This window comes from Streptomyces sp. NPDC001770, assembly GCF_053596135.1.
In genome coordinates, this window is the sequence record NZ_JBSFFN010000008.1 from 12,589 (window position 1) to 37,486 (window position 24,898).

Here is a 24,898-nt window from a genome sequence, read left to right on the forward strand (position 1 = left end):
CCTCCTGACGTCCGCGGCCTACCCCTCCAGGTGTCCCAGCACCGTGCGGGCGGCACGCTCCACCGCGCGGCGGGCCGGGTCGGTGTGGTCGACCGCCTCGAAGCCGTGGCGCGCGCCGGGGACGGGGATCACCTCCAGCCGGAGGTCCGTCCCCTTGGCCGCGAGGAGGAACTCCTCGACCGTGGCGTCGATCTCCGGCCGCTCCTTCTCCACCCGGCTCAGCACGAAGGGCAGCGTCCCGGCGGCGCGTACGGCCTCCACGGGGTTGAACCGCCCCGCCGTCCGGGGCCAGCTCGGCAGCGGGGCGAGCACCGGGTAGGTCGCCGCGACGCAGCGCAGCCAGGCCGGGGGCGCGACCAGCCACTCGGCGGAGAGCAGCGCACCCCCGGAGAAGAACCAGAGGGCGACCCGGTCCGCGTCGACACGCGGATCGGCGCGGACCTGCTCGACCACCTCGGCGAGGTCACCGGCGGCGGTGGCGAGGGCGCCGAGGCCGTGCATGCGGTGGTCCAGCACGGCGCCGACCAGGCCCAGGTCCGCGGCGTACCTGCCGTAGCCGACGTACGAGGGCCAGTCGCGGGGCGTGGGCCGGGCGTCGGCCGCGACCGGGCCGCCGTGGACGAACACGATCGCGGGGCGGGGGCCCTCGGCGTCGGGGAGATAGAGGTCGACGCGGCCGTGCCGCTCCCGCGCGCGTTCGGGCAGGTCCAGCAGGAACGGCCCGAGGTGCTGGGGCGGTCCGGCCGCCGGTGCCTCGACACGGTGGCCCTCACCGGCCGCCGCACGCCGGAGCACGTCGGCGAGTTCGTCGGGGGCGGAGAGCATCGGCCAGTGCCCGGTGGGGAGTTCGATGAGGGTGACGCCGGGCCGGGTGAGCGCCTGGACGCGTGGTTCACCGATCTTGACCAGGGATTCGACCAGTTCGATGGTCGATCCGTTCCTCGTGCTGAGAAGGCCCGTGTACGGGAGGGCGGCGGCGGCCCCGGTCGGCGGCAGTGGCTGGACGAGCGTGGCCGCCGGGTGCGGGACCGCCCGCCGCGCCAGCAGCTCCACCGCCTCGTCGGACAGGTCGGCGGCGCCCGGCCGGCCGCGCCACTCCTCGGCGGAGGGCGGGGCTGCCAGGCCGGAGCCCGGCCCCTCGGGCGGAGCGGTCACCGCCGCCACCGCCCGCTCGCGCACCGCCGGGTCCAGTTCGATGACGAGGGCCGGTTCACCGTCCTGGGGCAGTCCGGCGTCCACGTTGACGATCCGGGCGACCCGCTCCGGGCGCAGGGCCGCCGCACCGAGGACGGGGAGGATGCCGTAGTCGTGGCCGACGAGAACCACCTCGGTCTCCTCGGCGGGCATCGCGTCGACGATCCGCACCAGATCGTCGATGTGGGTGGCGAGGCTCGTCCCGGACCCGGCCGCCGCATCGCCCTCGCCCAGCCCGGTGAGGGTGACCGGGACAGCCGTGTCACCCGCCTCGCCCAGCGCCTGTGCCACGTGGTCCCAGATCCAGCCCCCGGTGAACGTGCCGGGCACCAACAGGAAAGCCGTCATCGGCCGCCTCCGCCTCCTTCTACCGCACGGACCGGAGCACGCACGCACCGAGCGCGCCCCCTGCCTCCTCAACTCCGGTGACACGAGGCCGAGTTCCCGCACCCGCACGGGATCACCCGACCGGGGCAGGACATCCCCCGGACGGCCGGTACAGCCCTGCGGCCGGTTCAGCCACCGTGGCCGGACATCCCCCGCGCGGCCGGTCCAGGCCTACGGCCGGTACAGCCCCGCGCCACCCGGTTCAGCCCGGGTGCCGCTCGGTGATCCGCCCCACCGCGTCGGCCAGCAGGTACGCGCTCCGCCCGCGCCCGGAGACCGTCACCCGGACGACCGGGGCCGGGCTGCCGCCGTCGGGCGTGATGTCGATCCGCCAGGTCTCGGGGTGGTCGATACCGAGCTCCGCACGCGCGGTGTCCACGAGCCCGGGGAGCAGTTCGTACGGGAGGGCGCGCAAGCTCATCGGGAGACCGCCGCCGGTGGACGGGCCCTTGCTGCCCACGGCCGACATCGCCTTCTCCTCGATGGTGATCCGGGTGCCCAGCTCGGTGCCCATGCCCGTGACCAGGATGTCCGCGAGGCGGCGCATCTCGCCGGGGCGCAGGGTCGACGCGGAGGAGGCGGAGCCGGTGACCGTGGTGACGGTGGTGGTCGTGCCGCTCGCCCCCGGGACCACCGTGGAGGTGGCGGAAGGCGCGGACGGCGGGTCGTCGAAGCGCTCTCCCAGCTCGCCCCAGTAGGGGAGGAGGGCCAGGGCAGCCCCGGCGAGCACGCCCAGCGGGAGCACCACGCACCCGGACCAGCCGGCCCCGTCGGACTTCACCCGGGTGTGCTCGGGCGCGGTGTCGATACGGGCGTCCGCCGCCCGGCGCGCCCACTCCTCCGTGGGCCTCCGGTCCAGCTCAACCCCCCAGGGCTGCGCCGCCGCGTACGTCACCACGACGACCCGGCCCTCGGGATAGTCCGACAGGTCGGCCAGGTTGATCTGCTCGTGGACGTGCACCCGGTACGCGGGGGCGTCGTCGGGCGCCACCGTGAGGTCGAACCGCACCGGCACGTCGGCGAACTCCCCGTGGGTGGCCCGCCGGTGCTCGATCCGGGCGAGCGCGACCCGTGGCGCCGGTACGGGCGTCCGCGACCGCCGTACCCGTGCGGGCACGGCCACCAGCAGCACCCCTGCCACCAGGCCACCGAGGCCGAAGCAGAAGAGCGCCACGTCCTTCAGCATCACGCCGACGGTCAGCGCGGTCAGCGCGCCGCCGACCAGGGCGCCCAGCACGAGCACCGCCGACACCGAGAGGAACTGCCGGGCCATCGAGCGCCCCGGGCGTGCGGACGTATCCCCCGTCGTCACCATGGCCGCGATTGTCCACGGCCCGGGTGACGCCGGGAAGACGAACGGCGGAACCCTGCCGGGGAGAACGGGGGCGGGCACGCGCGCGCGTGGGGCGGGCGGTTCCGGCGTCCGGGTGAAACCGGCGGATCCCCGGTGCCGGACGCGGGCGCGGGCGGGCCGGATCGGCATCGTGGCCTCAGCCCGGCTCGCTCCGCCCCTCCCCGCCCATCGCGTCCCGCCCCGCCCGTCCCGTCCGCCCCGTCCCGCCCCGTCCCGCCCGTCCCCTCCGCCCCGTCCCGCCCGTCCCTTCCGCCCCGTCCCCCAGGAGAACTCATGCTCGGCACCGACTTCCGTACCGGATCGCCCAACTGGCTCGACCTCGGCAGCCCCGACACCCGGGCCGCCGCCGCGTTCTACCACGCCGTCCTCGGCTGGGAGTTCGTCTCCGCCGGGCCCGAGACCGGCGGGTACGGGTTCTTCCGGACCGACGGGAAGACCGTCGCGGCCCTCGGCCCGCTCACCGAGGAGGGGGCATCGTCCGCCTGGACGGTCCACTTCAGGACCGACGACATCCACGCGACCGTCCAGGCGGTCAGGGACGGCGGCGGGAGCGTCCGGATGGAGCCCATGGACGTCATGGGCGAGGGGACACTGGCCCAGGTCACCGACGCGCAGGGCGCCGACTTCGCGCTCTGGCAGCCCGGCAGGACGGCCGGGCTGGAGCTCGCCTCGGCGCCGAACAGCCTGATCTGGGTGGAGCTGCACGTTCCGGACCCGGTCGCGGACATCGCCTTCTACCAGGGCCTGTTCGGCTGGCGGACCCAGGACATGCCGGTGCCCGGGATGACGTACCGGGTGCTGAGCACCGAGGACGGCGATCTCCAGGACACCACCTTCGGCGGGGCGGCTCCGGCGGACGACAGCAGTGGCGGCGAACAGTCCCGCTGGGTGCCCTACTTCCACGTGGTGGACGTCGACGCCACCGTCGAGGCGACCCGGTCGCACGGCGGGACCGTGCTGATGCCGGCCGCCGACATGTCCGACGTCGGCCGGATGGCCTGGCTCGCGGACCCCTTCGGCGCGGTGTTCGCGCTGCTGAAGCCCGACCCCCGGATGTAGAACCCCGGCGGGCCGCCCGGCTCAGTCGTCCCCGCCCTCCAGCTCGCCCTCCGTCTCCAGGAAGACCTGGCGCAGCGCTTCGAGGACGGCCGGGTCGGGCTTCGCCCACATCCCGCGCGACTCGGCCTCCAGGAGGCGTTCGGCGATCCCGTGCAGCGCCCAGGGGTTGGCCTGCTGGAGGAACTCCCGGTTCTCCGGGTCGAGTACGTACGTCTGGGTGAGCTTGTCGTACATCCAGTCGGCGACGACCCCGGTCGTGGCGTCGTAGCCGAACAAGTAGTCCACGGTGGCGGCGAGTTCGAAGGCACCCTTGTAGCCGTGGCGGCGCATCGCCTCGATCCAGCGGGGGTTGACCACGCGGGCGCGGAAGACGCGCGAGGTCTCCTCGACCAGGGTGCGGGTGCGGACCGTCTCGGGGCGGGTGGAGTCGCCGATGTACGCCTCGGGCGCGGTGCCCTTCAGCGCCCGCACGGCCGCCACCATGCCGCCGTGGTACTGGAAGTAGTCGTCCGAGTCCGCGATGTCGTGCTCGCGGGTGTCGGTGTTCTTCGCGGCGACCTCGATGCGCCGGTACGCGGTCTCCATCTCCTCGCGCGCCGGGCGCCCGTCGAGCTCGCGGCCGTAGGCGTAGCCGCCCCACACGGTGTAGACCTCGGCGAGGTCGGCATCGGTGCGCCAGTCGCGGGAGTCGATGAGCTGGAGGAGCCCGGCGCCGTACGTGCCCGGGCGCGAGCCGAAGATCCGGGTGGTGGCCCGGCGTTCGTCGCCGTGCTCGGCGAGGTCGGCCTGGGCGTGGGCGCGTACGTAGTTCTGCTCGGCCGGTTCGTCGAGCGAGGCGGCGAGCCGTACGGCGTCGTCCAGCAGGCCCACCGTGTGCGGGAAGGCGTCCCGGAAGAAGCCGGAGATGCGGAGCGTCACATCGATGCGGGGGCGGCCCAACTCCTCGTACGCGATGGGCTCCAGTCCGGTGACGCGGCGCGAGGCGTCGTCCCATACGGGGCGGATGCCGAGCAGCGCGAACGCCTCGGCGATGTCGTCGCCCGCCGTGCGCATCGCGCTGGTGCCCCAGAGCGAGAGGCCGACGGAGGAGGGCCAGTCGCCGTTGTCGGTGCGGTAGCGGGTCAGCAGCGAGTCGGCGAGGGCCTGCCCGGTCTCCCAGGCGAGCTTGGAGGGGACGGCCTTCGGGTCGACGGAGTAGAAGTTCCGGCCGGTCGGCAGTACGTTGACGAGCCCGCGCAGCGGCGAGCCGGAGGGCCCGGCAGGGACGAAGCCACCGTTCAACGCGTGAACGGTGTGGGTGAGTTCGTCGGTGGTGGCGGCGAGGCGCGGCACCACCTCGGTGGCGGCGAAGGCGAGGATGTCGGCGACGGCGGGCGCCAGGCCGGCGGCGACGGCCGCGACGGCGGACGGGTCCCATCCGGCGTCCTCCATCGCCTGGACCAGGGCGCGGGCCTGCTCCTCGATCTCGTCGGCGGCGGTGCGGGTGGCGGCGGACTCGTCCAGGCCGAGCGCCTCGCGCAGCCCGGGGAGCGACGCGGTGCCGCCCCAGATCTGGCGGGCGCGAAGCACCGCGAGGACCAGGTTGACCCGGTCGTTCCCGGCCGGGGGACTGCCCAGCACGTGCAGGCCGTCGCGGATCTGGACGTCCTTGATCTCGCAGAGCCAGCCGTCGAGATGCATGATGAACTCGTCGAAGCCCTCGTCCTCGGGCCGGTCTTCGAGCCCGAGGTCGTGGTCGAGCTTCGCGGCCTGGATGAGCGTCCAGATCTGGGCGCGGATCGCGGGCAGCTTCGCCGGGTCCATCGCGGCGATCTGGGCGTGCTCGTCGAGGAGTTGTTCCAGGCGCGCGATGTCGCCGTAGCTGTCGGCGCGGGCCATCGGCGGCACCAGGTGGTCGACGAGCGTGGCGTGCACCCGGCGCTTGGCCTGGGTGCCCTCGCCCGGGTCGTTGACGAGGAACGGGTAGACCAGCGGCAGGTCGCCGAGGGCCGCGTCCGGTCCGCAGGCGGCGGACAGCCCGGCGTTCTTGCCGGGCAGCCACTCCAGGTTGCCGTGCTTGCCGAGGTGGATCATCGCGTCGGCGCCGAAGCCGCCGTCCTCGGCGGTGGCGGCGATCCAGCGGTAGGCGGCCAGGTAGTGGTGCGAGGGCGGCAGGTCGGGGTCGTGGTAGATCGCGATCGGGTTCTCACCGAAGCCGCGCGGCGGCTGGATGAGGATCAGCAGATTGCCGCGCCGCAGCGCCGCGAGGACGATGTCGCCCTCCGGGTTCGCCGAACGGTCCACGAACATCTCGCCGGGCGCCGGACCCCAGTGCTCCTCGACCGCCGTGCGCAGCTCGGCGGGGAGGGTGGCGAACCAGCGGCGGTAGTCGGCCGCCGGGATACGGACCGGGTTGGCGGCCAGCTGCTCCTCGGTCAGCCACTCCTGGTCGTGGCCGCCCGCCTCGATCAGCGCGTGGATCAGCTCGTCGCCGTCGCCGGAGACCAGGCCCGGGATCCCGTCCGCGGGCCCGAAGTCGTACCCCTCGGCGCGCAGCCGGCGCAGCAGGGCGACGGCGCTCGCGGGGGTGTCCAGGCCGACCGCGTTGCCGATGCGGGAGTGCTTGGTCGGGTACGCGGAGAGCACCAGGGCGATCCGCTTCTCCGCGTTCGGGATGTGCCGCAGGCGGGCGTGGCGGACGGCGATCCCGGCGACCCGGGCGGCGCGCTCGGGGTCGGGGACGTACGCGGGCAGGCCGTCCGCGTCGATCTCCTTGAAGGAGAACGGCACCGTGATCAGGCGCCCGTCGAACTCCGGCACCGCGATCTGGGTGGCCGCGTCCAGCGGGGAGACGCCCTCGTCGTTCTCCTCCCACGCGGCGCGCGACCCGGTCAGGCAGAGCGCCTGGAGGATCGGTACGTCCAGCCCGGTCAGGGCGCCCGCGTCCCAGGACTCGTCGTCGCCGCCCGCCGACGCCTCGGCGGGACGGGTGCCGCCCGCCGCGAGGACGGTGGTCACGATCGCGTCGGCCGCGCGCAGGGCGTCGATCAGCCCGGGTTCGGGGGTACGGAGCGAGGCCACGTACAGCGGGAGCGCGCGGGCCCCGGCGTCCTCCACGGCAGTGCAGAGCGCGTCCACGAACGCGGTGTTGCCACTCATGTGGTGGGCGCGGTAGTAGAGCACCGCCACCGTGGGCGCGGTCCCGGGAAGCTCGCGGGCGGTCCGCTCCAGCGGGCCCCAGGCGGGGGCCGGGGCGGGCGGCTCGAAGCCGTGGCCGGTGAGCAGCACGGTGTCGGAGAGGAACCGGGCCAGCTGGCCGAGGTTCTCCGGGCCGCCGTGCGCGAGGTAGGCGTGGGCCTCGGCCGCGATGCCGATCGGGACGGTGGACGCGGCCATCAGCTGGGCGTCGGGAGCCTGCTCGCCGGTGAGGACGACGACCGGGAGGCCGGCGGCCCTGACCTGGTCGAGCCCCTCCTCCCAGGCACGCACCCCGCCGAGGAGGCGGACCACCACGAGCCCGGCGCCGTCGAGCAGTGCCGGGAGCCGGTCGAGCGGGAGCCGGGAGGGGTTGGCGTAGCGGTAGCGGACCGGGCCCTCGCAGGCGCGGGCGCTCAGCAGGTCGGTGTCGGAGGTCGACAGGAGCAGGATCATGCCGAGTCAGCCCTTCCTCGGGGTGTCCACGCCCCGGGCGGTGTCGGACGGCGGGAGTTCCTGACTCGTACGGCCGCGTCAGCGGGACGTACTCACAGTGGCGGGACCGCGCCGGAATCTCACCGGGCTTCCTCCCATGGCGCCGTCTGGCGTCGGCGGACCGAATGGTCCACCGTGAGCATCCTAGGGTGTGCGTCTCCGCCACGGCAGAGGGCCTCCGGGGGGCGGCACAGGTCACATGTGCGCTCCGGTGACCTTCCTGGGGACGTGGGTATGCTCGCCGCCATGTCCGCAACCGCCGATTCGCCCGGTTCCCCGGCCGCCGGTACCGCCCGGACCGGCGGCGACGCCTGTCCGGGAACGCTGCGGCTGCACCGGGCGGACGACGGTGCGCTGGCGCGCGTACGGATACCCGGCGGGGTGCTGACCGCCGCTCAGGCACGCACCCTGCTGGCCGCGGCCGAGCGGCTCGGCGACGGCGAACTGCACCTCACCTCGCGCGGCAACCTCCAACTCCGTGGGCTGGGAGCCGAGTGCGGCGGCGAACTCGCCGAACTGCTGAGCCGTGCGGGGCTGTTGCCGTCCGAGCGGCACGAGCGCGTCAGGAACGTCGTCGCCTCCCCGCTCTCCGGTCTCGACACCTCCAAACGCCCCGAAATACGCCCCTGGCTCACCGGGTTGGACACCTTGCTCTGCGGGAGCGAGCGGGCGGCCGCGCTCTCCGGCCGCTTCCTCTTCGCCCTCGACGACGGCCGGGGTGACGTGGACGCGCTGGGCGCCGACCTCACCCTGATCGCGGTCGGCGGCGGCCGGGCGCTGCTCCGGACCGGCCCCGGCGGCCCCCTCCTCCCCGTCCCCTTCGACGAGGCCCCGCGCGCCGCGCTGCTCGCCGCCGAGGCCTTCCTCGACCTGGCGGCCGACCCCGGCGTCTGGCGGATCTCCGCCCTCCCCGACGCCGCCCGCGCCGCCCTCCCCGCCGAGGCCGCCCGCCGCGCGGGGCTCGTACCACTGACCGTCGACGGACCGCCCGGCCCTGCCACCCCCGCGGTCCCCGAGCCCGGGGCCGTGACCGGACCCGGGGGCGCGGTCGCGCTGCACGCCGGGGTACCGATGGGGCGGCTGACCGGCGCGCGGTGGCGGACGCTCGTGGAGGCCGCGGAACGCCTCGGTTCCGGCGAGCTGCGCTGCACCCCGTGGCGCGGGGTCGTCGTGCCGGACCTGGCCGCCGAAGCCGCCCGGGAGGCCCTGGCCGTACTCGCCGAAGCCGGCCTGGTGACCGGGCCGGAATCTCCGTGGGCCGGGGTCGGCGCGTGCGTCGGGCGCCCCGGCTGCGCGAAGTCGCTGGCCGACGTGCGGGCCGAGGCGGAGGCCGCGCTCGGACCGCGCGCCCCACGCGCGCGGCTGCCCGTGTACTGGTCCGGGTGCGAACGCCGCTGCGGCCACCCCCACGGGGAGTGGATCGACGTCGTCGCCACCCCGGCGGGACACCGGATCGCGCGGGTGCGGGGGGAGTCGCGGGACGCCCCGGTGGCCGTCCCGGACGATCCGGCCGCGCTCGCCGCAGCGGTGGCGGCGGCCCGGGACACCCGTACCTGACCCGCCCGCGCCCCTGAACACGCGTCCCACCTGCCCCACCCGACCCACCGAACCGACCACGCCCCGGCACAGGACCGCCCGTGCCCGACCGAAGAAAGCGACAGCACTGTGCATCAGTACGAGAAGGACGGACCGGCGATCTACCGCCAGTCCTTCGCCACCATCCGCGCGGAGGCGGATCTCGCCGGTCTGCCCGCCGACGTCAGCCAGGTCGCGGTCCGGATGATCCACGCGTGCGGCATGGTCGACCTCGTACGCGACCTCGCCTTCTCCCCGACCGCCGTGGCCGACGCCCGCGCCGCGCTCCGCGCCGGGGCCCCGATCCTCTGCGACGTGGCGATGGTCGCCAGCGGAGTCACCCGCAAACGGCTGCCCGCGGAGAACGAGGTCGTCTGCACCCTCTCCGACCCCTCGGTTCCCGGGCTGGCCCGCGAGCTGGGCACCACGCGCAGCGCCGCCGCCCTTGAGCTGTGGCGGGACCGGCTGGAGGGCTCGGTCGTCGCCATCGGCAACGCGCCCACCGCGCTCTTCCGGCTGCTGGAGATGCTCGAGGAGGGCGCCCCGCTGCCCGCCGCCGTCATCGGTGTCCCGGTCGGCTTCATCGGCGCGGCCGAGTCCAAGGAGGCCCTCGCGGCGCACGTCTCCGGGGTCCAGCACCTCGTGGTGCGCGGCCGTCGCGGCGGCAGCGCCCTGGCGGCGGCCGCCGTCAACGCCCTCGCGAGCGAGGAGGAGTGACCGGGACCGTCGCGGCGAACGAGAACGCCGCACACGCCTCCACCCCCGCGCCCGACGACACGACGACCGGCGGCACGGGCCGGCTCTACGGGGTCGGCCTCGGCCCCGGCGACCCGGAGCTGATGACCGTCCGCGCGGTGCGGGCCATCGCCGAGGCGGACGTGATCGCCTTCCACAGCGCCCGGCACGGCCGCTCGATCGCCCGGTCCATCGCCGCCGCGCACATCCGGCCCGACCACATCGAGGAACCGCTGGTCTATCCGGTCACGACGGAGACCACCGACCACCCGGGCGGCTACCGGGGTGCGCTGGAGGACTTCTACACCGAGGCCGCGGCCCGGCTCGCCGTCCACCTCGACGCGGGCCGCACGGTGGCCGTCCTGGCCGAGGGCGACCCGCTCTTCTACGGCTCGTACATGCACATGCACAAGCGGCTGGCGGACCGTTACCCCGCCGAAGTCATCCCCGGGGTGACCTCGGTGAACGCCGCCGCCGCACGGCTCGGCACCCCGCTCGTGGAGGGTGAGGAGATCCTCACCATCCTCCCCGGCACCCTGCCGGAGGAGGAGCTGACGGCCCGTCTCGCGTCGACCGACTCCGCCGTGGTGATGAAGCTCGGCCGGACCTTCCCGGCGGTGCGCCGCGCGTTCGAGGCGTCCGGGCGGCTGCCCGAGGCACAGTACGTCGAACGCGCCACGATGGCCGGGGAGCGCACCGGCGCACTCGCGGAGGTGGAGCCCGGCTCGGTGCCGTACTTCGCGGTCGCCGTGGTGCCCAGCCGGATCGACGCCCCCCGCCCCGGGCCGGAGCCCGGCTCCGGCGAGGTCGTGGTGGTCGGCACCGGACCCGCCGGACCGCTCTGGCTGACGCCCGAGACGCGCGGGGCGCTGGCCGCCGCCGACGCGGTGGTCGGCTACACCACCTACCTCGACCGGGTACCGGTCCGGCCCGGCCAGGCCCGCCACGGCTCGGACAACAAGGTGGAGGCGGAGCGCGCCGAGTTCGCCCTCGACCTGGCCCGGCGCGGGCAGCGGGTGGCCGTGGTCTCCGGCGGCGACCCGGGCGTCTTCGCCATGGCCACCGCCGTCCTGGAGGCCGCCTCGCAGCCGGAGTACGGAGACATCCCCGTACGGGTCCTGCCCGGGGTCACCGCGGCGAACGCCGCCGCCGCCCGGGCGGGGGCCCCGCTCGGCCACGACTACGCGACGATCTCCCTCTCCGACCGGCTCAAGCCCTGGGAGGTCATCGCCGGACGGCTGCGCGCCGCGGCCTCGGCCGACCTGGTGATCGCGCTCTACAACCCGGGCTCGAAGAGCCGCACCTGGCAGGTCGGCAAGGCCCGCGACCTGCTCCTCGAACACCGCTCCCCGGACACCCCGGTGGTGCTCGGCCGGGACGTCGGCGGCCCCGGGGAGAGCGTGCGCACGGTACGCCTCGCCGATCTCGACCCGGCCGAGGTGGACATGCGCACCCTCCTGATCATCGGGTCCTCGCAGACCCGGCGGGTGGACCGGCCGGACGGCGGGCACCTCGTCTGGACCCCTCGCCGCTACCCGGAGGCGTAGAGCCCTCCGGGCGGCTCACCCCCGGCCCAGGCGGGCGTTCAGCCAGGCCAGGGCCTCGGCCGGGGTCGCGGCCACCGGTACCCCCTCCGGGACCGGTGGCCGCCGCACGACCACCACCGGAATCCCGGCCTCCCGGGCCGCCGCCAGCTTCGGCGCGGTGGCCGTGCCCCCGCTGTCCTTGGTGACCAGCACCTCGATGCCGTACCGGCGGATCAGCTCCCGCTCACCCGCCAGGGTGAACGGCCCCCGGTCGAGGAGCACCTCCATCCGCGCCGGGTACGGCGGCTCCGGCGCGTCCACCGACCGCATCAGGAACCAGAGTTCGTCCAGCCCCGCGAAGGCGGCCAGCCCCATCCGGCCGGTGGTGAGGAAGACCCGCCCGCCCAGCGACGGCAGCAGCGCCGCGGCCTCCTCCAGGGAGCCGGCCGGGTGCCAGTCGTCGGCCGGGCCGGCCACCCAGCCGGGGCGGCGGAGCGCCAGCAGGGGAACATGGGCCGAGGCGGCGGCACGGGCCGCGTGAAAACTGATCGTTCCGGCGAAAGGATGGGTGGCGTCGATGAGCGCATCCACCCGGTGCTCCCGCAGCCACGCGGCGAGCCCCTCCGTACCGCCGAAGCCGCCGACGCGGACCTCGCCCGGCGGCAGCACCGGCCGGGCCACCCGCCCGGCGAGCGAGCTCGTCACCCGCAGGGGCCTGCGCCCCCCGGCCGGTATCTCCGCGTCCAGCGCCTCCGCCAGCCGGCGGGCCTCGGTCGTGCCGCCGAGCACGAGGACGTGCTCCGGGGACTCGGGATCGTCCGGCATGTCGGGCAGCGGTATCGGCACCATCGAGGGGGACCTTCCGTGAGCAGTGAGGCCACCGTCGAGGGGACCTGCCATGAGCAGTGAGGCGAAGGGCGGGCGCGAAGCCCAACTCAAACACACCGGCCTGCGCCCCGGTTGGACCACCGGCGCCTGCGCCACGGCTGCGACCACCGCCGCGTACACCGCGCTGCTGACCGGCGAGTTCCCCGACCCGGTGACCATCACCCTGCCGAAGGGCCGGACCCCCGCGTTCGCGCTCGCCGTCGAATCGCTGGTGGACGGTACCGCGACCGCCGGGGTGGTCAAGGACGCGGGCGACGATCCGGACGTGACCCACGGGGCGCTGGTCAGGTCGACGGTACGGCCGCTGCCGCCGGGCTCCGGCGTGGTGTTCCGGGCGGGACCGGGGGTCGGCACGGTGACCCTGCCCGGGCTGCCGCTGGACGTCGGCGAACCGGCCATCAACCCGGTGCCCCGGCAGCTGATGCGCGAGCACGTGGCCCGGGTCGCGGCGGAGCACGGCGGCACCGGGGACGTGGAGGTCACGATCTCCGTGGACGACGGCGAGGAGATCGCACGTTTCACGTGGAACGGTCGCCTCGGCATCCTCGGCGGGCTCTCCATCCTCGGCACCACCGGGGTGGTCGTGCCGTACTCCTGCTCGGCGTGGATCGACTCGATCCGGCGCGGGGTCGACGTGGCGCTGGCCGCCGGGCAGACCCATGTGGCCGGGTGCACCGGCTCGACCTCGGAGAAGACGGTCGTCGCGGAGTACGGCCTGCCCCAGATCGCCCTGCTGGACATGGGCGACTTCGCGGGGGCCGTGCTCAAGTACGTACGCCGCCATCCGGTGCCCCGGCTCACCGTCTGCGGCGGCTTCGCCAAGCTGTCGAAGCTCGCCGCCGGGCACATGGACCTGCACTCGGCGCGGTCCCAGGTGGACAAGGGGTTCCTCGCCCGGCTGGCCCGGGCGGGCGGTGCGGACGAGGCGCTGGCCGAGGCGGTGGCGGGCGCCAACACCGGGCTCGCCGCTCTCCAGTTGTGCGCGGCGGCCGGGGTGCCGCTCGGCGACCTGGTGGCGGCGGGCGCCCGGGACCAGGCCCTGGAGGTGCTGCGCGGGGCACCGGTCGCGGTGGACGTGATCTGCGTCGACCGGGCCGGGACGGTGGTCGGCCGCAGCTCGGTCCGCTGAGCGGGGGCCCGTGTCTCAGCAGGTGTGGCGGTCGCGCTCCGGTGAGTAGAGGTGGCTGTCGCGGAACTGCTCCGCGCCCAGGGTGCGCCCGACCAGGATGACCGCCGTACGGACCACCCCGGCGTCCTTCACCTGCCCCGCGATGGTCTCCAGGGTGCCGCGCAGCACGATCTCGTCGGGGCGGGAGGCCATCGCCACCACGGCGGCCGGGCAGTCGGCCCCGTAGTGCGGCAGCAGCTCCTCCACCACCCGGTCCGCGTACCGGGCGGCGAGGTGGAGCACCAGCAGGGCACCACTGCGACCGAGCGTGGCCAGGTCCTCGCCCTCCGGCATGGCGGTGGCCCGCTGGGCGATCCGGGTCAGGATGACCGTCTGACCGACCGTCGGCACGGTCAGCTCCCGCTTGAGCGCCGCGGCGGCGGCGGCGAACGCGGGGACCCCGGGCACCACTTCGTAACGAACCCCGGCGTCGTCGAGCCGCTTCATCTGCTCGTTGACCGCGCTGAAGACGGACGGGTCTCCGGAGTGCAGCCGGGCGACGTCGTGGCCCTCGGTGTGGGCGCGGACCAGTTCGGCGGTGATCTGCTCGATGTCCAGGCCCTGGGTGTCGATCAGCCTGGCCCCCGGCGGGCAGTCGGCGAGCAGCTCGCGCGGCACCAGGCTGCCCGCGTAGAGGCAGACCGGGCTGGCGGCGAGGAGCCGGGCACCGCGCACCGTGATCAGGTCGGCCGCACCGGGCCCTGCGCCGATGAAGTACACGGTCATGAGGTCTCTCCCGAGGAGTCGTGGGGCTTGCGTACGGACCACTGGGTGACGGGCATCGCCTGGCGCCAGCCGGTGAACCCGCCCACCGGCACGGCCTGGGCCACCGCGAGCCGGACGAGTTCGCCGCCGTGGCGCCGGTAGCGGTCGGTGAGCAGCGCCTCCGATTCCAGCGTGACGGTGTTGGCGACCAGCCGGCCCCCGGCGGGCAGCGCGTCCCAGCAGGCGTCGATCAGCCCGGGGGCGGTCAGCCCGCCGCCGATGAAGACGGCGTCAGGCACCGGAAGTCCGGCGAGCGCCTGCGGGGCGCGGCCGGGGACCACGCGCAGCCCGGGCACGCCGAGCCGGTCGGCGTTGCGGCCGATCCGGGCGGCCCGCACCTCGTCGCGTTCGACGGTGACCGCGCGGCAGGACGGGTGGGCGCGCATCCACTCGACGGCGATCGAGCCGGAGCCGCCGCCGATGTCCCAGAGCAGTTCGCCGGGCGCGGGCGCCAGTGCGGCGAGCGTCGCGGCCCGGACATGGCGCTTGGTGAGCTGCCCGTCGTGCTCGTACGCGGTGTCGGGCAGCCCGGGTACGAGCCCGAGGCGGAGCGCCTCGGGGGTGGTGCGGCACTCCACGGCGACGAGGTTCAGCGGGTCGCCCGCCGGACGGTCCCAGCCCTCGGCGGTTCCCTCGTGACGGGCCTCGGCGGCGGAGCCGAGCTGTTCGAGGACGGTGAGCCGGCTCGGGCCGAAGCCGTGCGCGGTGAGCAGCGCGGCCACCGTCGCGGGGGTGGCCGCGTCGGCGCTCAGCACCAGCAGCCGGCGGCCGTCGTACAGGGCGGCGAGCAGCCGGGCGGCGGGGCGGCCCACCAGGGTGACGGTCTCGGTCTCCTCGGCGGGCCAGCCGAGCCGGGCGCAGGCGTACGCCACCGAGGACGGATGCGGCAGCACCCGCAGCGCCCCGGCCCCCAGCTCCTCGGTGAGCGCGCGGCCGATCCCGTAGAACATCGGGTCCCCGCTGGCCAGCACCGCGATCCGGCTGCCCCGGTGGGCGGCGAGCAGGCCCGCGACGGCGGGGCGCAGCGGCGAGGGCCACGCCACCCGCAGGCCCGCGCAGGCGGCGGGCAGCAGCCCCAGCTGGCGCCCGCCGCCGATCAGCACCTCGGCCTCCAGCAGCGCGGTGCGGGCCGGTTCCGCCAGACCCGCCCAGCCGTCCGCGCCGATGCCCACCACGGTCACCGGGAGCGCCGGGGGTACGGCGGTCGGGGGCGTGGGGGCGTCGGCGGAGCCGGGGGATGCGGGCGGGGCGGTGGACACGGCCGGACCTCGGTGTTCGGGGCGTTCGGGGGCGATTTTCGGCGGGACGGGGAGGGGGAGACGCTGCCGCACTCTACTGTCCGGCCCCCGGGCGACGACCGGCCGGGCCCGCCGGGACCGCTCGCGCGGGCGGCCCGTGCGGTGTCCGATGGAGTGAAGGGCAGGGGGGACGACGACGGCGGAGGTGCAGGCGTATGAAGTACCTGGTGATGGTCCAGGGCTCGCAGGCCGACTACGACGCGATGTCCGGCCACGGGTCCACCGAGGGCGGTCCGGCGTGGGGCGAACAGGACCGGCAGGCGATGTTCGCGCACATGGAGGCCCTCAACAAGGACCTGGAGGCCTCCGGCGAGATGCTCTACTGCGACGGCCTCACCGCCCCGGACGAAACCCGGTTCGTCACGGCGGGGGCGAACGGCGGCCCCCCGGTCGTCGCCGACGCCCCCTACGACCGGACGCAGGTGCTGATCGCCGGGTACTGGGTGCTGGAGTGCCCGGACCTGGAGCGGGTCACCGAGATCGCCACCAGGGTCGTCGCCTGCCCGCAGCCCGCGGGCGCCCCGTACCGCGCGGTGGCCATCCGTCCGATCGGCGAGGCCCCCGAAGGGGACTGAAGCCGTCCCCTTCGGCAGCAGCAGGAGTCGCCGACCGACGCGTCCGCCGCCACCATCGGCAGTATGACGACGAGCGGGAAGAGCGCCGGGAAGTCCGGTGAGAACGGCATGTCCGGCGGGAACGGCGGCACGTCCGGCGGGAACGCCGTCCCCACCCTTCGGATCGCCCAGCAGCCGGAGGCGGACGGGCTGCTGGCCCGCAGCCCGCTGGCCGCCCTGGTCGGCATGCTGCTCGACCAGCAGGTACCCATGGAGTGGGCCTTCACCGGACCGCACTCGCTGGCCCTGCGGATGGAATCGGACGACCTGGACGCCCGGGAGATCGCCGGGTACTCCCCCGAGGCGTTCACCGCGCTCTTCACCGCCAAACCGGCCCTGCACCGCTACCCCGGCTCCATGGCCAAGCGGGTGCAGCAGCTGTGCCAGTACCTCGTGGCGGAGTACGACGGCGACGCGAGCGCGGTCTGGTCCGACGCCGCCACCGGCACGGAGCTGCTGGCCCGGCTGAAGGCGCTGCCCGGCTTCGGCACCCAGAAGGCGCAGATCTTCCTGGCGCTGCTGGGCAAGCAGTTCGGCGTGCGTCCGCCCGGCTGGCGGGAGGCGGCAGGGGCGTACGGGGAGCAGGGCGGCCACCGCTCGGTCGCCGACATCACCGGCCCCGAGTCGCTCGCCGAGGTCCGCGCGTTCAAGCAGCGGGCGAAGGCAGAAGCCAAGGCGGCGGCCTCGGCGAAGAAGCCGGCCAAGGCGGCGCCCGCCCCCGCCAGGAAGGCCGGCCGGTGAGCGCCCCCGCGCGGACCCGGCGCCGCGCCCTGCCGCTCCTCGCCGCCGCGCTGCTCCCCCCGCTGCTGCTGGGCACGGCGGCCCCGCCGCCCGCCGCGGAACCGGACCCGGCGCGGGAGGCCGCCCGGCTCTCCCGGGAACTCGTCGAGGCCTCCTCCGCCACGGGCGCGTACCGGCACCTGCGCCGCTTCCAGGAGGCGGCCGACGCGGCGGGCGGAAACCGGGCCGCCGGATCGGCGGGCCACGACGCCTCGGCCGCCTACGTCCTCCAGCAGCTCCGGCGGGCCGGCTACGACGCCCGCTACGCGTCCTTCCCCTTCACCTGGACCGAGACCCTCGCCGAGAAGCTGGCCGTGGTCGCCCCGGAGCCCCGGGACGCCGAGGTGGAGGCGATGACGTACACCGCGTCGACCGAGGAGGGCGGGCTCACCGCCGAGCTGGTCCGGATCCCGGTGGACGGGACCACCGGCTGCGAGGCGTCCGACTACGCCGGGACCGAGGTCACCGGGCGGATCGCGCTGATCGCGCGGGGCGGCTGCTCCTTCCTGCAGAAGCAGTCGGCCGCGGCCGGGGCGGGCGCGGCCGGGGCGCTGATCTCCAACAACCTGGACGGCAGGCTCACCGGCACCCTCGGCGACCCCGAGGCCGTCCGCATCCCCACCGGGGGCATCAGCCGTGCCGAGGGCGACGCGCTGGCCGCCGCGCTGGACGGGGACGGAAAGGTCACCGTGACCCTCGAACTCCTCGAACGCCAGGAGAAGCGCACCACCCGCAACGTCGTCGCCCAGACCCCGGGCGGCGACCCCGCGCACACCGTCATGCTCGGCGCGCACCTGGACTCCGTCTCCGACGGCCCGGGCATCAACGACAACGGCTCCGGCTCGGCCGGGCTCCTCGAGGTCGCCCTGCGGCTCGCGGCGACGCACCGCACGCCGGCGAACGCCGTCCGGTTCGCCTGGTGGTCGGCGGAGGAGAGCGGACTCGTCGGCTCGGACGCGTACGTCGCCGGGCTGACCGCCGCCCAGCGCCAACAGATCTCCCTCTACCTCAACTTCGACATAATCGCCTCCCCCAACGGCGTCCAGTTCGTCTTCGACGGCGACGACTCCGAGGCCTCCGGCTCAGGCCCCGGCCCGGCCGGCTCCGCCCAACTGGAGCGCGGGATCACGGAGTTCCTCGACCGGCGGAAGTCCCCGTACGAGAGCTCCGACTTCACCGGGCGATCCGACTACGGACCGTTCATCGAGGCCGGCATCCCTTCGGGCGGTACGGACACCGGGGCCGAGGGCATCAAGTCGGCCGCACAGGCGGGGAAGTTCGGCGGAACGGAGGGAACCGCGTACGACCCCTGCTACCACGCGGCCTGCGACACCCTCGACAACATCGACCCGGCGGCCTTCGAGACCAACATCGACGTGATCGCGGACGCGGTCGGCACCTACGCGCAGGACCTGCGGCCGCTCACCGACCCGGCGCCCGCAGCGGCACACACGGACCGTCACGGAGGCGGCGGGCTCCGTACCGGCCATGGTCGTGACAGGGCGTGACACCGTGTGAGAAAGGTCCGCGGAACAGCCCCCGGACCGTCCTCGCGCGCCGCACGGGCAGGGGCGCAAGGGCGCTCCGCACGCCCCTGCCCGCGCCGGGGGCCGCGGACCGCTCCCGTTCACCCCGACACCACCCGCCGTCGCTCCGCCGGTTGCCCGAGGCGGGCGAACTCCCCCTCGTTCCAGGGACATCGGCGTGATGTACACCCCTCCGTCACCGCCCTGACAGGAGATCGCCCTTCCGTTTTCAGGGGGTTCACTCGCTTTCGACCGGCATCATGACCCCCTTCCCCGGCTGCGCACGGTGGTTGTTCCCCGGTAGGCTTTCCGTGTGATCTTCAAGCGCATCGGAAATGGGCGGCCATACCCCGACCACGGCCGGGAAAGCACCCGCCAGTGGGCCGACGTCGCGCCGCGCCCGGTCCGCCTCGACCAGCTCGTGACCACGAAGGGCGAGCTGGACCTGGAAACGCTTCTCGCCGAGGACTCCACCTTCTACGGCGACCTCTTCGCGCACGTCGTGAAGTGGCAGGGCGACCTCTACCTGGAGGACGGGCTGCACCGCGCGGTCCGCGCCGCGCTCCAGCAGCGCCAGGTGCTCCACGCCCGCGTGCTCGAACTCGGCTGACGGCGCCACCCGGTGCGGCTCCGGCCGCCCCTCTACCACCGCCGCGTCCCGGACTCCGCGCTGTCGGGCCCTTTCGGGTGTTTTCCGGCGCATGCGGGTGCCATCGGTTGATCATTTAGTACGCATCATCGGCGGCCCGCACTACGCTGCGCACATGAGCATGCTCACTCCCCCCGGCATGGGCGGAAAGTACCGCATCACGGGCAACGCCTATCCCCGGATGCGCCGTCCCCGCCACCGCCGCCGGCTCGTCCTCGCCGTCGTCGCCTCCCTCGTGGCCCTCGGGCTGGCCGGCTGGGGCACGCTGCAGCTCATCGACGTCTACTCGGGCGGCGACACCACGGCGCAGGCGGCCGACCACAAGCGGGAGTGCGCGACCGTCCCGAAGCAGGCGGTGGCCGTGAAGACGCTGCCCGCGCCGAACCGGATCACGGTGAACGTCTACAACGCGACCCCGCGCAGCGGTCTCGCCAAGTCCGCCGCCGACGAACTGAAGAAGCGCGGCTTCAAGATCGGCGAGGTGGGCAACGCCCCCGCCGCGTACGACAAGAAGGTCCCCGGCACCGGTCTGCTGCTCGGTCCGCCGACCGCCGCCGACAGCGCGTTCCCGGTCCTGGAGACCCAGCTGCCGGGCATCGCCCGGAAGACCGAGGCCCGCGAGAACGCCGAGGTGGACCTGATCCTCGGCACGCGATTCACGGCGTTCAGCACCCCGCAGGCGGCGGCCGCCGCGCTGACGGCGCTGACGAAGCCCGCCCCCGCCCCCTCCGCCTGCTGAGAGCCGCGAGCCCGCGCGGACACGACGACGGCCGGTCACCCCACCTGTGACCGGCCGTCGTCGTGTGCAGGGGCGCCAGGGCCCGAGCGGAAGAAGCTAGTCGGCCGTGCCGTACATCCGGTCGCCCGCGTCGCCCAGCCCGGGAACGATGTAGCCGTTCTCGTTGAGCCGCTCGTCCACCGAGGCGGTGACCACGGTGACCGGGGCGTCCGCCAGCTCGCGCTCCATGATCTCGACGCCCTCCGGCGCCGCCAGCAGCACGACGGCGGTGACGTCGTCGGCGCCCCGCTTGATGAGCTCGCGGATCGCCGCGACGAGCGTGCCGCCGGTCGCCAGCATCGGGTCGAGGACGTAGACCTGGCGGCCGGAGAGGTCCTCCGGCATCCGGGTCGCGTACGTCTCCGCCTGGAGCGTCTCCTCGTTGCGGATCATGCCGAGGAAACCGACCTCCGCGGTCGGCAGCAGCCGGACCATGCCGTCCAGCATGCCGAGGCCGGCGCGCAGGATCGGCACGACGAGGGGGCGGGGGTACGACAGCTTCACGCCCGCCGTCCGCGCGACCGGGGTCTCGATGTCGACCAGTTCGGTCCGCACGTCCCGGGTCGCCTCGTAGGCGAGCAGGGTGACCAGCTCGTCGGCGAGCCGGCGGAAGGTCGGGGAGTCGGTGCGCTTGTCGCGCAGGGTGGTGAGTTTGTGCGCCACCAGTGGGTGGTCGACGACATGGATCCGCATGCCGTCAACACTAACGGCCTCCCGCGCGCCGCGAGCTTCCTCCCCGGCGGAGCCGGGGCCCGCCCGAGCGCCCCGGACACCAGCGCTGGCATCATCCACCCGTTCGGGGGGAAGGTGAGGCATACGGACCAGCCTTGGGGTGGTGTGCGGATGACTGACCGGGAGCCGGAGCGGGACGAGCCCGCGACGCGGGGACGACTCGAAGCACGCGACGTGCGCGACGAACGCGACGCGCCGACCAGTACGGAGCACACGCAGGAGAGTGACGCGGCCCGCCGCCGTCGCCGGGCGCAGTTCCTCCGCGAGCTGCACGAGGCGAAGCAGCTGCGGGACCGCGTCCAGCCCCGCCGGGCCCGCGCGGCCCGTATGCGCCAACAGATGCGGATGCGCACCTTCCGCTGGTGACGGGGGCTCCGACGGGCGCGTTCGCCGCTGCCGGAGTGCTCCGGAGCGGCTTCCGCCGACCGGGCCCTCGCGGAACTGATGGCCGACGCAACGTCCGAAGAGGTCTCGCTCGGCCGATGTTTCTGCCACGATGCCGATTGGGCGGGGCTCGGCGCAGTCGGACAATCGTCTGCCCTCCCGTCGGACCGATATCACCTCTGACCAGTGGGAGTGTCACGGTGTACTTCGCCGCACTGCTCGCGCGCACCGAAGACGGGTGGGAAGCGAGCGATACGGAGCTCGACGATGTGGAGGCCCTGTCCGACCTGACGGATCTGGCCCGGGACGCCTCGGTGGACGAGGACACGGTCCTCGTCTACATCGAGCAGGAGGACGCGTGGTTCGGCGTCGTCCGTGTGGACGGTGAGGAGGACCCCCGGATCTACGTCTCGGACGCCGCCGCCGCCGCCCGTTCCTCGTACGGGGAGATCCTGCTCACCGACGAACTGCTCGGCCGCGAACCGGGGGCCGAGGACGAGATCGCCGCTCTGGAGGAACTCGTCGGCCTCGACGGCGACGAGACCGAGGATCCGGAGTTCGGCCCCGGAGACGACGACGGCACCACCGGCCGCAGGGCCGGAGCCGTCGAAACGGACGACGACCCCGAGGCCGTACCGGCGGGACCGATCGGGGACGCCTCGATCCTCGCCGACCTCGGCCTCTCCGAGCAGGCGCTGCTGACCCTGCGAACCGACGCGCTGGCGGAGATCGCCGACGCGCTGGGAGCGGACGAAGTGCTGGAGAGCGTCCGCTAAGGTCCGCGGGTGACCGCGCGACCCCCCGAAGAACCCCCGCCCCCGCCTTCCCCCACTCCCCTTCTCGCGTCCTACGCCACCGATCCCGTACGGGACCCGTGGCGGGCCCCGATGCGCCACGCCCTGGACGAGGCGGCGCAGGCGGCGCTGGCCGGTGATGTTCCGGTCGGTGCCGTCGTCCTGGGACCGGACGGATCGACGATCGCCACGGGCCGCAACGAGCGCGAGGCGACCGGCGACCCGACCGCGCACGCCGAGATCCTCGCCGTACGGGGAGCCGCCGCCGCCCTCGGGCAGTGGCGGCTCCACGGCTGCACGCTCGTGGTCACCCTGGAGCCCTGCACGATGTGCGCGGGCGCGCTCGTGCAGTCCCGCGTGGACCGGGTCGTCTACGGTGCGCGCGACGACAAGGCCGGGGCTGCCGGCTCGCTCTTCGACGTGGTGCGCGACCGGCGCCTCAACCACCGGCCCGAGGTGATCCACGGGGTCCTGGAGGACGAGTGTTCGGCGCAGCTCACGGCCTTTTTCCGGGCGCTCTGAGAACCGATTTCTGATCCCGGGCCGTGATGGTCTAAGCTCTCTCTCGGTAGCGTGTCCGAGCGGCCGAAGGAGCTCGCCTCGAAAGCGAGTGTGGGGAAACTCACCGAGGGTTCAAATCCCTCCGCTACCGCTCTTACACCCCTCTGATCTGCGGAAACGCGATCAGGGGGGTGTTTTGCGTGCCATGCACACCTTGATACGCGGGCAGCCGGCTGCGGGAACGGGCGGAGGACCGAACGCGGCCTTCGGCCATGCCGCGGAAGCGACAGCATTGCCCGCACTACGACGGCCCCGGCCCTCACGGAAGAGGTGGCCGGGGCCGGAGCCAAGGCGGGGGACCTTGGGCGGGGGAGGCGGCACCGGGGGGACGAGCCGCCTCCCCCGGGGGGAACAGTCCCTACTGGTCCCGCCGCGGTCGGGGGGAGCGCCGCGGCCGGACCCCACAGAGAGGGCCAGTCCCGTGCCCTGCGGATTCCTGCCTGGTCCGCCGGGCCGTGCTTCCATCGTGCCCGCCGGCGCCGCCCGGACGGGCCGGTGAAAGGCCCCTGTCGCAGGGCCCTTGGTCCCGAGCGGGCCCGCGGCTCCCCGCACCGGGTTCGAACAACGATCGCCGACGACCCCCGAATCCGACCAGGTGTACGGATAGAATCTGCCGACCACGCACGGGACCGAGGGGGAGGCAGGGGCTGTGGCGCAAGCGAGGAAGATCGCGCTCTACATCGTGGTGGTCTTCGTGCTCTACACGATCATCACGTCGCCCGCGAGGGCCGCGGACCTCGTCCAGGTAGGGTTCGAAGGCATCTCCAGCGCCGCCCAGGGCGTCGGGGACTTCATGTCCGAGCTGGTGAAGTAGGAGCAACCGCCGATGATCCGCCACCTGGTCCTGTTCAAGCTGAACGACGGCGTCGAGCGGGACGACCCGCGGGTCGTGGCCGGCGAGAGGGCGTTCCGCGAACTCGGCGGGCTCGTCCCCGAGCTGGAGTTCTGGGAGTGCGCCTGGAACATCACCGACCGGCCCATCGCGTACGACTTCGCCATCAACTCCGCCGTCGCCGACCAGGAGGCGCTCGTGCGGTACATCGAGCACCCGGCGCACCAGGCGGCGGCCGGCCAGTGGCGCGAGTTCGCCACCTGGATCATCGCCGACTACCCCTTCTGAGCCGTACGCGCCCCGGCGCGCGGCCCGTTCACCGGGCGCGCGCCCGGTCGCGGCTCGCCTTCACGTCCCCCACGCGCCCCCGTCGCGCCGCCCTCGTGCGGTAGGTCCCGCAGGGTGCGGCCACGGCCCGCCGGTCGGCGGCCGGAGCCCCTCACCTCTCAGGTGAGGGGCTTTTGCTGGTTTTTAAACCCGTTTGACTCCAACACGGCTATATACGGTGCTTGCACACAGTGGACATGTCTTGTGATGCTATGACCGCTTTTGATGGATGAATTGACCGCAGTTGTCCGTCACGTTGGCTGTCAGTCGACCGTGCAGTTCGACCATGAAGCGTGACCGCGAAGTCGACCGTGAAGGGGTGGCGTCACCGTGCCGGCCAGTGCAGCGCCTCAAGTGCCTCCCCAGACCGTCCAGAAGGACCGGACCGAGCCGTCCGACGACATCCAGACGGAGACGCCCGACCCCTCCGCGCCCCCCGCCAGAACCCGGGGTGCCGACACCAGGGCGCTCACCCAGCTGCTCTTCGGGCAGCTCAAGGACCTCGCGCCGGGCACCGCCGAACACCGCAGAGTGCGGGCCGCGCTGATCGAGGCGAACCTGCCGCTGGTGCGGTACGCGGCGGCGCGGTTCCGCAGCCGCAACGAGCCGATGGAGGACGTCGTCCAGGTCGGCACCATCGGCCTGATCAACGCGATCGACCGGTTCGACCCCGAACGGGGCGTCCAGTTCCCCACGTTCGCCATGCCGACCGTGGTGGGCGAGATCAAGCGCTACTTCCGGGACAACGTCCGCACCGTCCACGTGCCCCGCCGGCTCCACGAACTCTGGGTGCAGGTCACCGGGGCGACCGAGGACCTGACGACCGCTCACGGACGCTCCCCGACCACCGCCGAGATCGCCGAGCGGCTGCGGATCTCCGAGGACGAGGTGCTCGCCTGCATCGAGGCCGGCCGGTCGTACCACGCGACCTCACTGGAAGCGGCCCAGGAGGGCGACGGGCTGCCCGGCCTGCTCGACCGCCTCGGGTACGAGGACCCGGCGCTCGCCGGGGTCGAACACCGCGACCTCGTACGGCACCTGCTCGTCCAGCTGCCCGAGCGCGAGCAGCGGATCCTGCTGCTGCGCTACTACAGCAACCTGACACAGTCCCAGATCAGTGCCGAACTGGGCGTCTCCCAGATGCACGTGTCAAGACTTCTGGCCAGAAGTTTCGCCCGACTGCGATCCGCAAACAGGATCGAGGCATAGTCAGAACGGGTAGACCGTCTCCGAGCGGTTTTCCGGCGCCCTCCACACCCGCACCCCTTGCTTCCTGCGCATACGCGGCGCTGACTTATCGACA

The 24,898-nt window shown here is 74.1% G+C and carries 23 protein-coding genes, 1 tRNA gene and 1 riboswitch; of the genes, 17 read left to right on the forward strand and 7 right to left on the reverse strand.

All coding sequences use genetic code 11. From position 1 onward, the window contains the following. Positions 1–18: 18 nt before the first annotated feature. Positions 19–1,542 carry an alpha/beta hydrolase gene (locus ACWCSV_RS09585; RefSeq protein WP_451140236.1) on the reverse strand — a complete coding sequence of 508 codons (1,524 nt, stop codon included), beginning with the start codon at positions 1,540–1,542 and terminating at the stop codon, positions 19–21. A gap of 241 nt (positions 1,543–1,783) precedes the next feature. After that, positions 1,784–2,896 carry a hypothetical protein gene (locus tag ACWCSV_RS09590; protein ID WP_451140238.1) on the reverse strand — a complete coding sequence of 371 codons (1,113 nt, stop codon included), beginning with the start codon at positions 2,894–2,896 and terminating at the stop codon, positions 1,784–1,786. A gap of 312 nt (positions 2,897–3,208) precedes the next feature. On the opposite strand from ACWCSV_RS09590, the gene ACWCSV_RS09595 reads away from it, so the two are divergent. Then, positions 3,209–3,994, forward strand: a complete 786-nt coding sequence (locus ACWCSV_RS09595) for a VOC family protein (protein WP_451140240.1) — start codon at positions 3,209–3,211, stop codon at positions 3,992–3,994. A gap of 21 nt (positions 3,995–4,015) precedes the next feature. Here the strand turns inward: ACWCSV_RS09595 and cobN are convergent, their stop codons facing one another. Beyond that, complete coding sequence (gene cobN, locus ACWCSV_RS09600; protein ID WP_451140242.1) at positions 4,016–7,624, reverse strand: cobaltochelatase subunit CobN; 3,609 nt, start codon at positions 7,622–7,624, stop codon at positions 4,016–4,018. A gap of 32 nt (positions 7,625–7,656) precedes the next feature. Continuing rightward, a riboswitch (cobalamin riboswitch) is annotated at positions 7,657–7,804 on the reverse strand. Between the two features lie 93 nt (positions 7,805–7,897). Between cobN and cobG the strand changes: the two genes are divergently transcribed. The 3 genes from cobG (at position 7,898) to cobJ (ending at position 11,520) form a co-directional block, all read left to right on the forward strand. After that, complete coding sequence (gene cobG / locus ACWCSV_RS09605) at positions 7,898–9,220, forward strand: precorrin-3B synthase (protein WP_451140497.1); 1,323 nt, start codon at positions 7,898–7,900, stop codon at positions 9,218–9,220. Between the two features lie 108 nt (positions 9,221–9,328). Then, entirely contained in the window at positions 9,329–9,955 is a 627-nt protein-coding gene (locus ACWCSV_RS09610; RefSeq protein ID WP_451140244.1) for a precorrin-8X methylmutase, read from the forward strand. 119 nt (positions 9,956–10,074) lie between these two features. Further along, positions 10,075–11,520, forward strand: a complete 1,446-nt coding sequence (gene cobJ, locus ACWCSV_RS09615; RefSeq protein ID WP_451140499.1) for a precorrin-3B C(17)-methyltransferase — start codon at positions 10,075–10,077, stop codon at positions 11,518–11,520. A gap of 15 nt (positions 11,521–11,535) precedes the next feature. Here cobJ and ACWCSV_RS09620 read toward each other — a convergent pair whose 3' ends face one another. Next, complete coding sequence (locus ACWCSV_RS09620; RefSeq protein WP_451140246.1) at positions 11,536–12,348, reverse strand: cobalt-precorrin-6A reductase; 813 nt, start codon at positions 12,346–12,348, stop codon at positions 11,536–11,538. A 49-nt stretch (positions 12,349–12,397) separates the two neighbouring features. On the opposite strand from ACWCSV_RS09620, the gene ACWCSV_RS09625 reads away from it, so the two are divergent. Then, the gene (locus tag ACWCSV_RS09625) at positions 12,398–13,516 is read left to right on the forward strand and encodes a cobalt-precorrin-5B (C(1))-methyltransferase (RefSeq protein ID WP_451140248.1); all 1,119 of its coding nucleotides are present in this window, start codon (positions 12,398–12,400) and stop codon (positions 13,514–13,516) included. 15 nt (positions 13,517–13,531) lie between these two features. Here ACWCSV_RS09625 and cobM read toward each other — a convergent pair whose 3' ends face one another. Further along, positions 13,532–14,281, reverse strand: a complete 750-nt coding sequence (gene cobM / locus ACWCSV_RS09630) for a precorrin-4 C(11)-methyltransferase (RefSeq protein ID WP_451140250.1) — start codon at positions 14,279–14,281, stop codon at positions 13,532–13,534. Continuing rightward, positions 14,278–15,501, reverse strand: coding sequence for a precorrin-6y C5,15-methyltransferase (decarboxylating) subunit CbiE (gene cbiE, locus ACWCSV_RS09635; protein WP_451140501.1), 1,224 nt, complete (start codon positions 15,499–15,501; stop codon positions 14,278–14,280). The genes cobM and cbiE overlap by 4 nt, the downstream gene beginning before the upstream one ends. 272 nt (positions 15,502–15,773) lie before the next feature. Here cbiE and ACWCSV_RS09640 point away from each other — a divergent pair, with 272 nt between their 5' ends. The 5 genes from ACWCSV_RS09640 to ACWCSV_RS09660 all read left to right on the forward strand — a co-directional run bounded on the left by ACWCSV_RS09640 (position 15,774) and on the right by ACWCSV_RS09660 (position 19,926). After that, the gene (locus ACWCSV_RS09640) at positions 15,774–16,193 is read left to right on the forward strand and encodes a YciI family protein (protein WP_451140252.1); all 420 of its coding nucleotides are present in this window, start codon (positions 15,774–15,776) and stop codon (positions 16,191–16,193) included. 108 nt (positions 16,194–16,301) lie between these two features. Beyond that, positions 16,302–16,973: an HhH-GPD-type base excision DNA repair protein gene (locus tag ACWCSV_RS09645; protein WP_451140503.1), complete on the forward strand. Its 672-nt coding sequence runs from the start codon at positions 16,302–16,304 to the stop codon at positions 16,971–16,973. Continuing rightward, entirely contained in the window at positions 16,970–18,520 is a 1,551-nt protein-coding gene (locus ACWCSV_RS09650) for a M20/M25/M40 family metallo-hydrolase (protein WP_451140254.1), read from the forward strand. Before ACWCSV_RS09645 ends, ACWCSV_RS09650 begins: the two co-directional genes overlap by 4 nt. Before the next feature lie 331 nt (positions 18,521–18,851). Further along, complete coding sequence (locus tag ACWCSV_RS09655) at positions 18,852–19,148, forward strand: type II toxin-antitoxin system VapB family antitoxin (RefSeq protein WP_266706381.1); 297 nt, start codon at positions 18,852–18,854, stop codon at positions 19,146–19,148. A gap of 178 nt (positions 19,149–19,326) precedes the next feature. Continuing rightward, on the forward strand, positions 19,327–19,926 hold the full coding sequence (locus ACWCSV_RS09660) for a LytR C-terminal domain-containing protein (RefSeq protein ID WP_451140505.1): 600 nt from the start codon (positions 19,327–19,329) through the stop codon (positions 19,924–19,926). Between the two features lie 96 nt (positions 19,927–20,022). Here the strand turns inward: ACWCSV_RS09660 and upp are convergent, their stop codons facing one another. Then, entirely contained in the window at positions 20,023–20,658 is a 636-nt protein-coding gene (gene upp / locus ACWCSV_RS09665) for a uracil phosphoribosyltransferase (RefSeq protein WP_390963987.1), read from the reverse strand. A 150-nt stretch (positions 20,659–20,808) separates the two neighbouring features. Here upp and ACWCSV_RS09670 point away from each other — a divergent pair, with 150 nt between their 5' ends. The 7 genes from ACWCSV_RS09670 to ACWCSV_RS09700 all read left to right on the forward strand — a co-directional run bounded on the left by ACWCSV_RS09670 (position 20,809) and on the right by ACWCSV_RS09700 (position 24,804). Next, positions 20,809–21,063, forward strand: a complete 255-nt coding sequence (locus tag ACWCSV_RS09670; RefSeq protein ID WP_451140256.1) for a hypothetical protein — start codon at positions 20,809–20,811, stop codon at positions 21,061–21,063. A 218-nt stretch (positions 21,064–21,281) separates the two neighbouring features. Beyond that, entirely contained in the window at positions 21,282–21,857 is a 576-nt protein-coding gene (locus ACWCSV_RS09675; protein ID WP_451140258.1) for a tRNA adenosine deaminase-associated protein, read from the forward strand. A 111-nt stretch (positions 21,858–21,968) separates the two neighbouring features. After that, positions 21,969–22,397 carry a tRNA adenosine(34) deaminase TadA gene (tadA, locus tag ACWCSV_RS09680; RefSeq protein WP_451140507.1) on the forward strand — a complete coding sequence of 143 codons (429 nt, stop codon included), beginning with the start codon at positions 21,969–21,971 and terminating at the stop codon, positions 22,395–22,397. Positions 22,398–22,442: 45 nt separating this feature from the next. Continuing rightward, a tRNA-Ser gene (locus ACWCSV_RS09685) sits at positions 22,443–22,527 on the forward strand. A gap of 558 nt (positions 22,528–23,085) precedes the next feature. Continuing rightward, the gene (locus ACWCSV_RS09690) at positions 23,086–23,250 is read left to right on the forward strand and encodes a hypothetical protein (protein ID WP_266706389.1); all 165 of its coding nucleotides are present in this window, start codon (positions 23,086–23,088) and stop codon (positions 23,248–23,250) included. Between the two features lie 12 nt (positions 23,251–23,262). After that, the gene (locus ACWCSV_RS09695) at positions 23,263–23,556 is read left to right on the forward strand and encodes a Dabb family protein (protein WP_451140260.1); all 294 of its coding nucleotides are present in this window, start codon (positions 23,263–23,265) and stop codon (positions 23,554–23,556) included. Positions 23,557–23,925: 369 nt separating this feature from the next. Next, positions 23,926–24,804: an RNA polymerase sigma factor SigF gene (locus tag ACWCSV_RS09700; protein WP_390963994.1), complete on the forward strand. Its 879-nt coding sequence runs from the start codon at positions 23,926–23,928 to the stop codon at positions 24,802–24,804. Positions 24,805–24,898 lie beyond the last annotated feature (94 nt).